We start from the raw sequence: 13,700 nt of genomic DNA, 5'->3' as shown, positions 1-13,700 counted from the left end.
TATGATTATTTCAACCCGGGTCAGCTTTCTTGCTCACGGCTGGCGATTTCGCGGTTCTCTTCCGCTGGCGGCATTAGCGGCCCACAGACGCGCTGGGCAAGCCAGGTCGCCAGCGTCACCAGCAGCCAGGCGATCAGTGTGGCAACAATCAAATCCCGCGGCCAGTGCATCCCCAGCAGTAAGCGGCTTCCCATCACGCCTGTAGCCCACACCAGCAGCACCGCGATAGTCAGGGTGCGTCGGCGCGGCCACAACAGCCCTACACCCAGCAGCGCCCAGCTTGCGGCGAACATCGTGTGCCCGGACGGGAAGGCAAATCCAGTCTCTTTTTGCCAGTGCTTGCGCAGAAACGGCGGAATAGTCTGTTGTTCACTAAGCTGTTCTTTTACCAGCTCACCGCGCGCCTTACGCTTTAAATTGTAGAAGTCAGTAACCGGGACATGGTGCGTTTTTTCCAGCCACACGACAAAGGGCCGCGGCTCCTGAACCCGATCCTTGACCCAGGATTTTACACCCTGACCGATAAGGATCGCCGCGCCAAGAATGGCGAACAGCATGATGGCGGCGCGCAGGCGAAAGCGCAGGCACCACAAAAACCAGCCGCACAGCACCGTGTGCGTAATTATCCCCCAGGGCTGGGTGACCGTTTCTGTTACCCAGAACAGCGCTTTGAGCCATCCACTGTCAGGCCCCGGCTGCCATTGCCAGCCCGAGATCCAGACGGCTGCAGGCATGATGAGCAGGATACCTGCACCAACCGCCGTGCGACGGGCAATAGTAAGCATGTCGTCTCCTTTTTCGATAAGCCTCACAATCATAACCGAAAATTAACATCAGGGTAAAAATGTCGGATTGTGCGTTTAACGTTCGTATAGGTGGCCGTAACTAGGTGAACCCGCGCGGCTTGTGGCAAAATAAGAGAATACCGACAGCCAAACAGGCGAAAGACACTCCGCGTGTCAGTATTTTCTGGAGAATCACATGCAGCTTAAACGTGTGGCAGAAGCCAATCTGCCAACCCCATGGGGCGATTTCCTGATGGTGGGTTTTGAAGAACTGGCAACCGGGCAGGATCATGTAGCGTTGGTGTTCGGCGATACCTCGGGGCAGACGCCGGTTCTGGCTCGCGTTCACTCTGAATGTCTGACGGGTGATGCGCTGTTTAGCCTGCGCTGTGATTGCGGTTTTCAACTGGAAGCGGCGCTGTCACACATCGCTGAAGAGGGTCGCGGGATTCTGCTTTATCACCGCCAGGAGGGTCGTAATATCGGCCTGCTAAATAAGATCCGCGCCTATGCCCTGCAGGATCAGGGGTATGACACCGTCGAAGCTAATCACCAGTTAGGCTTTGCAGCCGACGAGCGTGATTTCACCCTGTGTGCGGATATGTTCAAGCTGCTGGGCGTGGATGAAGTGCGTCTTCTGACCAATAACCCGCGCAAGGTCGAGATCCTGAGCGAGGCGGGCATTAACATCGTTGAGCGCGTACCGCTGATCGTTGGCCGTAATCCCAAAAACGCGCACTACCTGGATACCAAAGCGGCGAAGCTTGGGCATCTGCTGAGCGAATAAGCGTATTGCGCCCGGCGGCGACAGGCTCGCCGGGCAGTGTGAACAGCCTTAATTCAGCATATTCCGAATCACGTAGTGCAGAATGCCGTCGTTCTGGTAGTACGTAAGCTCCGTTGCCGTGTCGATACGACAGCGACAGTCCAGCATCTCAGTTTGCCCATCCGCTCGCGTCAGCTTGACCGGCACCGTGGCCCCCGGCGTCAGGTTTTGCAGATTCGCCACATCAATGCGCTCCTCCCCCGTCAGCCCCAGCGTTTTACGCGATGCCCCTTGCGGGAACTCCAGCGGCAGTATCCCCATCCCGATCAGGTTTGAGCGGTGGATACGCTCGAAGGATTCAGCGATCACTACCCGCACTCCCAGCAGCCTTGGCCCCTTGGCCGCCCAGTCGCGACTGGAGCCTGAGCCGTATTCTTTCCCGGCAATGACCGCCAGCGGCACGCCGGCCTGTTGGTATTTCATCGCGGCGTCATAGATCGAGACCACCTCCGTGCCCGGCAAATAGCGGGTCATCCCACCCTCCACGCCCGGGACCATCTCATTGCGGATACGGATGTTGGCGAAGGTGCCGCGCATCATCACCTCATGGTTACCGCGCCGCGAACCGTAAGAGTTAAAGTCGCGTCGCTCTACGCCACGCCCCTGCAGATAGCGCCCTGCCGGACTGTCCGCTTTGATGCTCCCCGCCGGGGAGATATGGTCGGTGGTCACCGAGTCGCCGAGAATAGCCAGCACCCGCGCGCCGTGAATGTCTTCCAACGGTTTGGGCTGGGCCTGCATCTCGTCGAAGAACGGCGACAGGCGAATGTAGGTGGAATCATCCTGCCAGCTATAGGTGTCTGAGCGCGCCACCTCGATGGCCTTCCACTCAGGCGTCCCTTCAAACACTTCGGCATACTCTTTGCGGAACATCTCGGTGGAGACCTTCTCAACCGCACGGGCGATCTCCTGCGACGAGGGCCAGATATCTTTCAGATACACCGGATCGCCTTTGCGATCCTGTCCCAGCGGATCGGTCGCCAGATTGATGTTCATATTACCCGCCAGCGCATAGGCCACCACCAGCGGCGGCGAGGCCAGCCAGTTGGTTTTGACCAGCGGATGAATACGCCCTTCAAAGTTGCGGTTGCCTGATAGCACCGCCCCGACGGTTAAATCGCCCTGCTTGATTGCCGTTTCAATCGGGTCGGGCAGCGGCCCGGAGTTACCGATACAGGTGGTACAGCCGTAGCCGACGAGGTTGAAGCCCAGCTCATCCAGATACGGTGTGAGTCTGGCCTGCGCCAGATAGTCCGATACCACTTTGGATCCCGGTGCCAGCGAGGCTTTTACCCACGGCTGGCGTTTCAGCCCAAGGGTGACGGCTTTTTTCGCCAGCAGCCCCGCAGCCATCAGCACGCTCGGGTTTGAGGTATTGGTGCAGGAGGTAATCGCCGCGATAACAACAGCGCCGTCTGGCAGCTGATACTGATGCCCGTTCATAACGTAATCAATTGGCCGGCGATCTTTCTGCGCGCTGTTGACCTCCAGCTCATTGCTGGCAGCAAACGCCTTCGGCACATCGCCCAATGCTACGCGATCCTGCGGACGTTTTGGCCCGGCCAGACTCGCTTCAACAATCCCCATATCCAGCGCCAGCGTGCTGGTAAAGACCGGTTCATCCCCCGTGTTGCGCCACATCCCCTGCGCTTTGGCATAGGCTTCAACCAGCGCAACCTGCTCGCTGCTGCGCCCGCTGAGGCGCATATAATCCAGCGTCACGCCGTCAATCGGGAAAAAGCCGCAGGTCGCGCCATACTCGGGCGCCATGTTGGCGATAGTGGCCCGGTCAGCCAGCGGCAGCGAGTCGAGCCCGTCGCCGTAGAATTCAACAAATTTCCCCACCACGCCGTGCTTACGCAGCATCTGGGTGACGGTTAACACCAGATCCGTGGCGGTAATACCTTCGCTCAGCTTGCCGGTCAGTTTAAAACCGACCACGTCGGGGATCAGCATCGACACCGGCTGTCCCAGCATCGCCGCTTCCGCTTCGATCCCGCCGACGCCCCAGCCCAACACACCGAGGCCGTTAATCATGGTGGTATGCGAGTCAGTCCCGACCAGCGTATCCGGGTAGGCCATCCACTCTTTATCCTGCAATTCGCTCCACACCGCTTTGCCCAGATACTCCAGGTTAACCTGGTGGCAGATTCCGGTGCCCGGTGGCACCACGCTGAAGCGGCTGAACGCCTGCTGGCCCCATTTCAGGAACACATAGCGCTCATGGTTACGCTCCATTTCCAGGCGCACGTTCTCTTCGAACGCATCCTCATCGCCAAAGTGATCCACGGTTACTGAGTGGTCAATCACGAGGTCAACGGGGGAAAGCGGATTCACTTTATCAGTATCGCCGCCGAGACGTTTGACGGCTTCACGCATGGCGGCCAGATCGACAACCGCCGGGACACCGGTGAAATCCTGCATCAGCACCCTGGCAGGACGATAGGCGATTTCGCGGTCGGCATGGGCATTCTGCAGCCACCCGGCCAGCGCGTGGATATCCTCAGCGGTTACCGAATCGCCATCCTGCCAGCGCAGGAGATTTTCCAGTAGCACTTTAAGCGACTTGGGCAAGCGCGCGATGTCCCCAAGCTCCCTGGCGGCCAGCGACAGGCTGTAGTAGTGATAGGTTTTGTTCTCAGCCTGCAATGTGTCCTTACTGGCTTCGCGTAAGGTTAACGACATAAGCTCCTCCTTAATTACCGGGATTGCGATACCCCGACGTTTATCGGGGTCGTAATTAAAGATAACACATCATGGCCGTAACGATTTGATAACAACCCAAATAGCTAAATGCGGAGAAGAAAAGCGGGACGGGAAAAACAAAAAACCTCGCGGTTGCGAGGTTTTATCATTCAGTGGAGTGCGAGCCAGATGAGCTGACACCAGATGAGGAGCGACAGCGAAAACGCGCCCATCCACGACCAGTATTTGATACCACGGATATTATTCAGCATTACACTACCCATCATCTGTTTATTCGTTGCGGCTGAGTGAGACTCAGGTCGGTACTGCTGATGTGTATTTATTAAAGAGTACAAAAGCGCAGTGCATTATTATCGCTACAGTGCAGCGTAATAATAATTATTGTTTTTTAGGTTCGTCTTCTGCGAACGCATCAATAAAAGCTTGCTGCTGGGGTGTCAGCTTCCAGGAGGCCGGGACTTTGTCCGCAGCGTCTTTGTGGTCTTTACGGGGCGTGTCAGTTTTCTGACCCTTCGTTTTTACTGCTTCAGTACGCCCCTGAACCGCCATACTTAACCCCAATATTTCCAGACCAGCAGTGCCACCACCACCCAAAACAGGGTGGAACCGAGAAATACCGCCAGCCAGGCTTTACGCTTCAGCCCTGGATCCCTTTGCGGTTCTTGACTTCCTGACGGCATTGCAAACCTCATACAATCGACATCGCTTATCATTTTGATACCAAACAATTGGTATAAGTAATCATGGTTGAGATAAATCCTAAAGAAACTTTAGTCGAAAATCCAGCGAATTTTCGAATCGTCTGGGGCGAAATAGTTAATCTTTTGAGCGGAAATAAATAATTGAAGCGAGGAATTTGCGTTGCGGGAAATTGTTTTCTATTTTTGTCGCCTGTTCACGACAGTTTTAACGAACGCAGCCGTAACACTTAATATATTCTTATTTAACAATACAAATGAAAGGGTTTGATTTAGGGCGGGTGGGAAATAACGGTATCTTTTCTTCGAAAAGATACCGGGTGTGATTATTTTTCCGGAAGCTTAATGTCTTTAAACATCGCTTCGATATCTTCGTTTGAACGCAGCGCCACGGCCGTATCCACTACATCGCGGGTGAGATGCGGTGCGAATCGCTGAATAAAATCATACATATAACTGCGCAGGAAGGTACTGCGGCGAAAGCCAATCTTGGTTGTGCTGTGGCTGAATACGCCCTGCGTATCCAGACGCACGAGATCCGGGTCGGCGATCGGGTCTACCGCCATGCTGGCAATTACCCCGACGCCCAGACCAAGGCGCACGTAGGTTTTGATGACATCCGCGTCGGTGGCGGTAAAGACAATGCGCGGCGTCAGACCCGCGCGATTAAAGGCTGTATCCAGCTCTGAGCGCCCGGTAAAGCCAAAGGTATACGTCACCAGCGGATACTGCGCCAGCTCTTCAATCGAGACCGACGTTTTGGCCGCCAGCGGGTGCTCAGGGGTGACGACAATCGAACGGTTCCAGTGGTAGCACGGTAGCATTACCAGGTCATCGTACAGATGCAGCGCTTCGGTGGCGATGGCAAAATCAGCATTCCCTTTGGACACCGCTTCGGCGATTTGCGTCGGCGACCCCTGATGCATATGCAAGGACACACGAGGATAGCGCTCAATAAACCCTTTGATCACACCTGGCAAGGCATAGCGCGCCTGTGTGTGGGTGGTCGCGATATACAACGAGCCTTTGTCGGGCCAGGTGTGCTCCCCTGCCACAGATTTAATGGCGTCGACTTTCGACAGCACTTCGCGAGCGATGCGAATGATCTCCTGCCCCGCCGGTGTTACCTGGGTGAGATGTTTGCCGCTGCGGGCGAAAATCTGAATCCCCAGTTCATCCTCAAGCATGCGAACCTGCTTACTGATACCGGGCTGTGACGTATAGAGACCTTCTGCGGTCGAGGAGACATTGAGGTTGTGGTTGACCACCTCAACGATGTAGCGAAGCTGCTGTAGTTTCATGCCAGACCATCCGATTTAGCGCACACGGGCAATCGCTTAAGACGATTTAATAATAAGAAGAGGGTTAACTATAACCACTATATCAGTTATATCTTTGCTGTATAGCCCGTAACAAAAAATAATAACGGGCAATAAAAAAGGGCCGGAATCCGGCCCTTTTACAGGTAAGTTACGCTAAATCAGGCTTATTTTTTGCCTTCAACCCATTTACCGTCAATGTAGAATGCCGACCATCCGGTCGCTTTACCGTCTTTTTCCGCCGCAACGTACTGCTGCTTGGTTTTACGGCTAAAGCGCACGACGGTCTTGTTGCCCTCTGGATCCTGCTGAGGGGCATCGGCCAGGTAACGCAGTTTTTCTGCCAGACGATCGCGGAAACGGTATAACTCTTCCACCAGCGGCGCACGGGTTTCGCGCGATTTCGGGAACGTGTTCGCGGCCAGGAAGACGCCCGCCGCACCGTCACGCAGAACGAAGTAAGCATCGGACTTCTCGCACGGCAGCTCCGGCAATGGCACCGGATCTTCCTTCGGTGGCGCGACTTCGCCATTACGCAGGATCTTACGCGTGTTCTTACACTCTTCGTTGGTGCAGGCCATGTACTTACCAAAACGCCCCATTTTCAGGTGCATTTCAGAACCACATTTTTCACACTCAACAATTGGGCCGTCATAGCCCTTGATGCGGAACTCGCCCTCTTCAATCTCGTAGCCGTCGCAGGTCGGGTTATTACCACAGACATGCAGCTTGCGTTTCGGATCGATCAGGTAGCTGTCCATAGCGGTACCGCACTTGTTACAGCGGCGCCTGGCGCGCAGTGCGTTGGTTTCCGCATCGTCACCTTCCAGCACGTTCAGGACTTCGTTTTCCGGCACCAGGTTAATGGTGGTCTTGCAGCGCTCTTTCGGCGACAGCGCATAGCCCGAGCAACCGAGGAAGACGCCGGTGGTCGCGGTACGGATCCCCATCTGACGGCTACAGGTCGGACAGTCGATGCTGGTCAGCACCATCTGATTCGGCAGCATGCCGCCCTCTTCAGGGTCTTTTTCTGCTTTTTCCAGTTGGTTGGTGAAGTCGCCGAAGAAGCTGTCGAGCACCTTCTTCCACTCGGCTTCATGGTTGGCCACCTGGTCAAGGCTGTTTTCCATCTGCGCGGTAAAGTCGTAGTTCATCAGCTCGCGGAAGTTGGCTTCCAGGCGATCGGTAACGATTTCACCCATTTTTTCCGCGTAGAAACGGCGGTTTTCCGTACGCACATAGCCGCGATCCTGAATGGTCGAAATGATCGACGCATAGGTAGACGGACGGCCAATACCGCGTTTTTCTAACTCTTTAACCAGTGATGCTTCGCTGAAGCGCGCCGGTGGTTTGGTGAAGTGCTGCGCAGGCAGCAATTCAACCAGCGTCAGTTCATCGCCGGTGTTCACCGCTGGCAGGGTTTTGTCTTCATCACCCTTACGCAGCGCAGGCATCACCTTCGTCCAGCCATCAAAGCGCAGGATACGTCCGCGCGCTTTCAGGCGGTACTCGCCCGCCCCCACGGTCAGCGTGGTGGAGTCGTACTTCGCAGGCGTCATCTGACAGGCCACGAACTGGCGCCAGATCAGCTGGTACAGCTTCTGCGCGTCCGCTTCCATATCCTTCAGCGATTCCGCCAGCACCGAGACGTCAGAAGGACGAATGGCTTCGTGCGCTTCCTGTGAGTTCTCTTTACTGTTGTACTGATTAGCGCTCTCCGGCAGGTATTTTTTGCCAAAGTTGTCGCCAATGTAGTCACGCACCATGCTTACAGCGTCCTGGCTCAGGTTGGTGGAGTCAGTACGCATGTAAGTAATGTGGCCGGCTTCATATAGACGCTGCGCCATCATCATGGTTTTCTTCACGCCATAGCCCAGACGGGTACTTGCCGCCTGCTGCAGGGTGGAGGTGATAAACGGTGCGCCCGGTTTGCTGCTGGTCGGTTTGTCTTCACGATCCAGCACCTGATAGCGGGCTTTTTCCAGGATTGCCACCGCAGCCATCGTCTGTTCGCGTTTTTCAGGACGGAACGGCTTATCGTTGTGGTGAGAGACTTCCAGCGGCAGCATGTCGCCACCTGGCGTCGTCACGTTGGCGTCAATTTCCCAGAACTCTTCCGGCACGAACGCTTTGATTTCGCGTTCACGTTCAACCACCAGACGCACGGCAACCGACTGGACGCGGCCAGCAGACAGACCGCGGGCGATCTTTTTCCACAGCAGCGGAGAGACCATATAGCCCACAACGCGGTCCATAAAGCGACGCGCCTGTTGGGCGTTAACGCGATCGATGTTCAGCTCACCCGGCTTTTCGAACGCCTGGCGGATCGCGTTTTTGGTAATTTCGTTAAACACCACGCGGCTATAGCGTGAGTCATCACCCCCGATCACTTCCCGCAGGTGCCATGCAATGGCCTCCCCTTCGCGGTCAAGGTCAGTTGCGAGATAGATGTGGTCGGCTTTTTCTGCCAGCTGTTTTAGCTCGATGACGACTTTCTCTTTGCCCGGCAGCACTTCGTACTGTGCCTGCCAGTTATCCCACGGGTTAACCCCCATGCGATTCACAAGCGCGCTACGTTCATCCTTTTTAGGCTTTTTAGCCCCTTTGGTGGAGGTAGAGTCGGCGCTCTTCTTGCTGGCTGAGCCACTGGTCGGCAGATCGCGGATATGACCGACGCTGGATTTAACCACGTAGTCATTACCCAGATATTTATTGATCGTTTTGGCTTTTGCCGGGGACTCAACGATAACGAGAGCTTTACCCATATTCACCTTTACCTAATTTGTTTCTTCCAGGAATACGTCGCGTGAGTTCACCTTCCACTGGCGACGAGACATTTATATAGCGGCGTCATCAGTGGATATCAACCCCCTTTTCGGATCAGGTATAAAAACAGCTTCACCCAGGTGGTTGAGATAACAGGATTTTTCTCGCATCACTGTGACTTCACGACGAGACTTAGGTCGAATGTCAAGCAAATCTATTGCCAGATTGACGAAAGCGCACACTCTACCTGATAAAATCTGTTACGCAACTTTATTAGCATGCAAAAGCAAATCGCGCCAGCGTCGCCCCCGTTGCCCTGAGTACGCTAAATCGGGGAAAATTTGCTCCCGCCACCGCTGCGGCGTAGACTAATGTCACTGTTTAAGGAGTGGATAATGCAGCAAACTACCCAACCTATCGACCGAGCAACATTGCTTGTTGAAGCAAATAAACTCATTCGTGAGCATGAGGACACGATGGCAGGGATCGATGCCACCGGTGTTGAACAGCGCAACGGCGTGCTGGTGTTCAGCGGCGAATATTATCTGGATGAGCAAGGTCTGCCGACCCCAAAAAGCACGGCGGTATTTAACATGTTTAAATACCTGGCGCACGCGCTCTCAGAGAAGTATCACCTGGTCGATTAATGAAAAACGCGAGGCATAAGCCTCGCGTTTTGTTCAGAGCAGCGGTTTTTGCCCACGCTGCCACCAACGCAGCAGTAGACGATCCGCGCTTTCAGCGGCGCTGTTGGTAAACCGATCCATCAGTTTTTTCCGCCGCGTGTAGCGAACCCCTACCAGCTCGCGACCGTCCATCAGTTCCAGCAGCAAATCATCACTGGTGCCGACCTGGTCCACCAGCCCTTTTTCCAGCGCCTGCGTGCCGTACCAGTGCTCACCGGTTGCCACCTGATCGATATCCAGCGTTGGACGCATTTGCTTCACAAAACCTTTGAACAGCAGATGCGTGTCATTGAGGTCCTCGCGGAATTTCTGCCGCCCTTCTTCGGTGTTTTCACCCAGCAGGGTCAGCGTGCGCTTGTACTGGCCCGCCGTATGCAGTTCGATATCAATCTCTTTGTTCTTCAGGAAGCGATTAAAGTTCGGGATCTGCGCAACCACGCCGATGGAGCCAATGATAGAGAACGGCGCAGCGACGATTTTGTCAGCCACGCAGGCCATCATGTAACCACCACTGGCGGCGACTTTATCTACCGCCACGGTCAGCGGGATCTTCTTATCGCGCAGGCGCTGCAGCTGGGATGATGCCAGCCCGTAACCATGAACCACCCCGCCCGGGCTTTCGAGACGCAGGACGACCTGGTCCTCCACTCTTGCCACGGCAAGCACGGCGGTCACTTCTTCACGCAAGGAGGTCACTTCGTGCGCATCCATGCTGCCTTTGAAATCCAGCACATAGACGCGCGGTTTAGCCACCTCTTCACGTTGCCCTTGTTTGGCTTTCAGCTTCGCGGTTTTCGCCTCGAGTTTGTGCTTTTTCTTCTGCGCTTTGTGCCACTGCTTTTGCTGATGATGGTCGAGTAGCGCGACCGACATCTCTTCCTGCATCTCAGTGTACTGCTCGCTCAAACGGGTAATGCGCAACTCACCGCGCTGACGCTTGCGCTGCGTCAGATTCACAATGAGCAAGGCGACAATTGCGATGGCTATCACTACCGTCGCGATCTTGGCCAAAAACAAACCATATTCAGAAAGTAATTCCACACGACCACCTTGATTTAACCACTTGTTTTATCACTCAGTGTACATCAGCCTGTGCCAGGCGTCTCGCCCATGACAACAGGCTTGCGAGTCCTCTTCAGGAATGTTTACTGACGTGAAAAATGTTTTGCAAATTGTTAATTTTACAGTGAACTCTCCGATAGACTGATTGAAATCCTGCGCGCTTTCGGGCATAAAGCCGAAAAGTACCCGCACAGCATGGGTAGCGCCAACGCGCGCCAGAGGAGTCACCTTGCACTATCAACCGCAAAAAGATCTACTGCAAAATCGTATTATCCTGGTCACCGGCGCCAGCGACGGCATTGGCCGCGAAGCCGCGCTGACCTACGCCCGCCATGGGGCTCACGTCATCCTGCTGGGCCGTAACGAAGAGAAACTGCACGACGTTATTCGCACTATCAGCGATGAAGGAGGCCATACCGCGCGGGCATACATTCTCGATCTGCTGACCTGCACCCCGGAAGGTTGCCAGGCGCTAGCCCAGAGCATCGCCGCCGACTACCCGCGTCTGGACGGCGTTTTACACAATGCAGGCCTGCTCGGGGAAGTGTGCCCGATGGATCAACAGACGCCTGCCATCTGGCAGCAGGTGATGCAGGTGAACGTCAACGGTACCTTTTTCCTCACCCAGGCACTGCTTCCTTTATTACTGCAGTCCGAATCCGGTTCGCTGGTCTTTACCTCCTCCAGCGTCGGACGCCAGGGCCGCGCCAACTGGGGTGCCTATGCGGCATCCAAGTTCGCCACCGAAGGGATGATGCAGGTGCTGGCCGAAGAGTACCAAAGCCGCCATCTGCGCGTGAACTGCATCAACCCCGGCGGCACGCGCACCAAAATGCGCGCCAACGCGTTCCCGAGCGAAGATCCGCACAAACTGAAAACCCCCGCCGACATTATGCCGCTCTATCTGTGGCTGATGGGCGATGACAGTCGCCGCAAAACCGGTATGACCTTTGATGCCCAACCCGGCCGTAAACCAGGAATTTCTCAATGAGTGATGAACGTCATCAGCAGCGCCAGCAGCGCCTGAAAGATCAGGTCGATGCCCGCGTTGCCGCAGCTAAGGACGAGCGCGGCATAATTATCGTCTTCACCGGCAACGGCAAAGGCAAAACCACTGCCGCCTTCGGCACCGCGACCCGCGCCGTCGGGCATGGGCAAAAAGTGGGCGTGATCCAGTTTATTAAAGGTGAATGGCCGAACGGTGAGCGCAATCTGCTCGAACCCCATGGAGTGGAATTTCAGGTGATGGCGACCGGGTTTACCTGGGATACCCAGAACCGCGAAACGGACACGGCCGCCTGCCTGGCGGTGTGGGATCACGCGAAGCGGATGCTGGCAGATCCGGCGCTGAATATGGTCCTGCTGGACGAAATTACCTATATGGTGGCGTACGACTACTTACCGCTGCAGGATGTGGTGGATGCGCTGAACAATCGCCCCGCGCATCAGACGGTGATCGTCACCGGGCGCGGCTGTCATCGGGATATTATGGAGATGGCCGATACCGTCAGCGAACTGCGGCCAGTCAAGCATGCGTTTGATGCAGGCGTTAAAGCGCAAATCGGCATCGACTATTAACAAAAAACCCGCCGAGGCGGGTTTTGTTTTAGCCGTTATTGTTACGACTGCCAGAGCGGCGATTATTGCTGCTAACCTGGCTGTGACGTTTGACCGCACGGCGGATCTGGTTCGCTTTCATGCGACGGCGATCTTTTTCAACCGCCACTTTCGACGTGGTTTCCGGGGTCAACGACACCAGCTCACGCAGATAGTTGGTCTGGGTTAAATCCAGCTCGGTATAGCCGCCGCGAGGCAGGCCTTTCGGCAGCAGGATATCACCGTAACGCACGCGGATCAGACGGCTAACCTGCACGCCTACCGCTTCCCACAGACGACGCACCTCACGGTTACGCCCTTCGGTCAGGGTGACGTTGTACCACTGGTTAATACCTTCACCACCAGTAAATTTGATGGTTTTAAACGCGGCCGGGCCATCTTCAAGCTGAACGCCACGGGACAGGTCGCGGATTTTATTTTCGTCCACTTCGCCGAACACGCGCACGGCGTATTCACGTTCCACTTCACGACTTGGGTGCATCAGACGGTTTGCCAGCTCACCGTCGGTGGTGAACAGCAGCAGGCCGCAGGTGTTCACGTCCAGACGGCCAACGGCGATCCAGCGCGCACCGCGCAGTTTAGGCAGACGGTCAAATACCGTCGGGCGGCCTTCCGGATCGTTACGGGTACAGAGCTCGCCTTCCGGCTTGTAGTACGCCAGCACGCGGCAAATCTGCTCAGCGGATTCTTTCACTGAGATCAGATGACCGTCGATACGGATTTTAAGACCGGCGACAATTTCCACACGATCGCCCAGCGTGGCAATTTTGCCGTCCACACTGACGCGACCTGCTTCGATAATGGTTTCGATTTCACGGCGTGAACCGTGGCCGGCGCGGGCCAGCACTTTCTGTAACTTCTCGCTCATTGAGCTTCCTTCAGGTGTCGCCTTCACAGGCGTCTGGTATACTTTCAAGAACAACGAGTTAGCATCAACAGCAGCTTAACTCACTGATATGTAACTATTTCATGGTACACAGCATGGCAAATAATATGTTACACAAGCTGTCACACACAATGATTCGTGGGCGCACATATTACACTAACTTTAGACTAAATGATTCAACAAGTTTTGTTGCATCTGAGTCTTGGTACTAACAGCCAAAAAGCAAGCAGAAGTGATCATGAATCAGATCCGCCCTTTCATTCCCCTTGTGCAGAATGGAACGATGAACCGTGGAGAGTTCAAACTCAAAATTCAGGGCTATGGGGCCGAAATCCCGGCTTCAGCCTCG

General features: G+C 55.2%; 12 protein-coding genes. 4 read left to right on the top strand and 8 right to left on the bottom strand.

Annotated features, from left to right (window positions below):
- Positions 1–20 precede the first annotated feature (20 nt).
- Positions 21–785: a phosphatidylglycerophosphatase B gene (gene pgpB, locus ACRDD5_RS04615; protein WP_271284185.1), complete on the bottom strand. Its 765-nt coding sequence runs from the start codon at positions 783–785 to the stop codon at positions 21–23.
- A gap of 196 nt (positions 786–981) precedes the next feature.
- Between pgpB and ribA the strand changes: the two genes are divergently transcribed.
- The gene (gene ribA / locus ACRDD5_RS04610; RefSeq protein ID WP_271284184.1) at positions 982–1,572 is read left to right on the top strand and encodes a GTP cyclohydrolase II; all 591 of its coding nucleotides are present in this window, start codon (positions 982–984) and stop codon (positions 1,570–1,572) included.
- A 48-nt stretch (positions 1,573–1,620) separates the two neighbouring features.
- Here ribA and acnA read toward each other — a convergent pair whose 3' ends face one another.
- From acnA to topA, 5 genes are all read right to left on the bottom strand, one after another.
- On the bottom strand, positions 1,621–4,296 hold the full coding sequence (gene acnA, locus ACRDD5_RS04605; RefSeq protein WP_438676059.1) for an aconitate hydratase AcnA: 2,676 nt from the start codon (positions 4,294–4,296) through the stop codon (positions 1,621–1,623).
- Positions 4,297–4,466: 170 nt separating this feature from the next.
- Positions 4,467–4,568, bottom strand: coding sequence for a small membrane protein YmiC (gene ymiC / locus ACRDD5_RS04600; RefSeq protein WP_271284182.1), 102 nt, complete (start codon positions 4,566–4,568; stop codon positions 4,467–4,469).
- A 300-nt stretch (positions 4,569–4,868) separates the two neighbouring features.
- Positions 4,869–5,009 carry a YmiA family putative membrane protein gene (locus tag ACRDD5_RS04595; protein ID WP_271284180.1) on the bottom strand — a complete coding sequence of 47 codons (141 nt, stop codon included), beginning with the start codon at positions 5,007–5,009 and terminating at the stop codon, positions 4,869–4,871.
- 332 nt (positions 5,010–5,341) lie between these two features.
- Entirely contained in the window at positions 5,342–6,316 is a 975-nt protein-coding gene (cysB, locus tag ACRDD5_RS04590) for an HTH-type transcriptional regulator CysB (RefSeq protein ID WP_271284179.1), read from the bottom strand.
- Positions 6,317–6,501: 185 nt separating this feature from the next.
- Positions 6,502–9,099, bottom strand: a complete 2,598-nt coding sequence (topA, locus tag ACRDD5_RS04585; RefSeq protein WP_438676058.1) for a type I DNA topoisomerase — start codon at positions 9,097–9,099, stop codon at positions 6,502–6,504.
- A gap of 396 nt (positions 9,100–9,495) precedes the next feature.
- Between topA and ACRDD5_RS04580 the strand changes: the two genes are divergently transcribed.
- On the top strand, positions 9,496–9,747 hold the full coding sequence (locus tag ACRDD5_RS04580) for a YciN family protein (protein ID WP_271284177.1): 252 nt from the start codon (positions 9,496–9,498) through the stop codon (positions 9,745–9,747).
- Between the two features lie 33 nt (positions 9,748–9,780).
- On the opposite strand, the gene sohB is transcribed toward ACRDD5_RS04580, so the two are convergent.
- Positions 9,781–10,827, bottom strand: coding sequence for a protease SohB (gene sohB, locus ACRDD5_RS04575; RefSeq protein ID WP_271284176.1), 1,047 nt, complete (start codon positions 10,825–10,827; stop codon positions 9,781–9,783).
- Positions 10,828–11,077: 250 nt separating this feature from the next.
- Here sohB and ACRDD5_RS04570 point away from each other — a divergent pair, with 250 nt between their 5' ends.
- Both ACRDD5_RS04570 and cobO read left to right on the top strand, forming a co-directional pair.
- A complete protein-coding gene (locus ACRDD5_RS04570) occupies positions 11,078–11,839 on the top strand; it encodes a YciK family oxidoreductase (RefSeq protein ID WP_438676057.1) in 762 nt (253 codons plus the stop codon).
- A complete protein-coding gene (gene cobO / locus ACRDD5_RS04565; protein ID WP_271284174.1) occupies positions 11,836–12,426 on the top strand; it encodes a cob(I)yrinic acid a,c-diamide adenosyltransferase in 591 nt (196 codons plus the stop codon). Before ACRDD5_RS04570 ends, cobO begins: the two co-directional genes overlap by 4 nt.
- Positions 12,427–12,454: 28 nt before the next feature.
- On the opposite strand, the gene rluB is transcribed toward cobO, so the two are convergent.
- Positions 12,455–13,333, bottom strand: coding sequence for a 23S rRNA pseudouridine(2605) synthase RluB (gene rluB, locus ACRDD5_RS04560; RefSeq protein WP_271284173.1), 879 nt, complete (start codon positions 13,331–13,333; stop codon positions 12,455–12,457).
- Between the last annotated feature and the right edge of the window lie 367 nt (positions 13,334–13,700).

It is taken from the genome of Silvania sp. (assembly GCF_051656365.1).
Taxonomy (GTDB): Bacteria; Pseudomonadota; Gammaproteobacteria; order Enterobacterales; family Enterobacteriaceae; genus Enterobacter; species Enterobacter hatchlandensis.
This window is presented reverse-complemented; position numbering and strand designations above follow the sequence as displayed.

Bases quoted from the DNA above. Each gene is read 5' to 3' on its own strand.
- ymiC (WP_271284182.1), bottom strand. From the start codon at position 4,568: ATGCTGAATAATATCCGTGGTATCAAATACTGGTCGTGGATGGGCGCG.
- cobO (WP_271284174.1), top strand. From the start codon at position 11,836: ATGAGTGATGAACGTCATCAGCAGCGCCAGCAGCGCCTGAAAGATCAG.
- ACRDD5_RS04595 (WP_271284180.1), bottom strand. From the start codon at position 5,009: ATGAGGTTTGCAATGCCGTCAGGAAGTCAAGAACCGCAAAGGGATCCA.
- ribA (WP_271284184.1), top strand. From the start codon at position 982: ATGCAGCTTAAACGTGTGGCAGAAGCCAATCTGCCAACCCCATGGGGC.
- acnA (WP_438676059.1), bottom strand. From the start codon at position 4,296: ATGTCGTTAACCTTACGCGAAGCCAGTAAGGACACATTGCAGGCTGAG.
- ACRDD5_RS04580 (WP_271284177.1), top strand. From the start codon at position 9,496: ATGCAGCAAACTACCCAACCTATCGACCGAGCAACATTGCTTGTTGAA.
- cysB (WP_271284179.1), bottom strand. From the start codon at position 6,316: ATGAAACTACAGCAGCTTCGCTACATCGTTGAGGTGGTCAACCACAAC.
- rluB (WP_271284173.1), bottom strand. From the start codon at position 13,333: ATGAGCGAGAAGTTACAGAAAGTGCTGGCCCGCGCCGGCCACGGTTCA.
- topA (WP_438676058.1), bottom strand. From the start codon at position 9,099: ATGGGTAAAGCTCTCGTTATCGTTGAGTCCCCGGCAAAAGCCAAAACG.
- pgpB (WP_271284185.1), bottom strand. From the start codon at position 785: ATGCTTACTATTGCCCGTCGCACGGCGGTTGGTGCAGGTATCCTGCTC.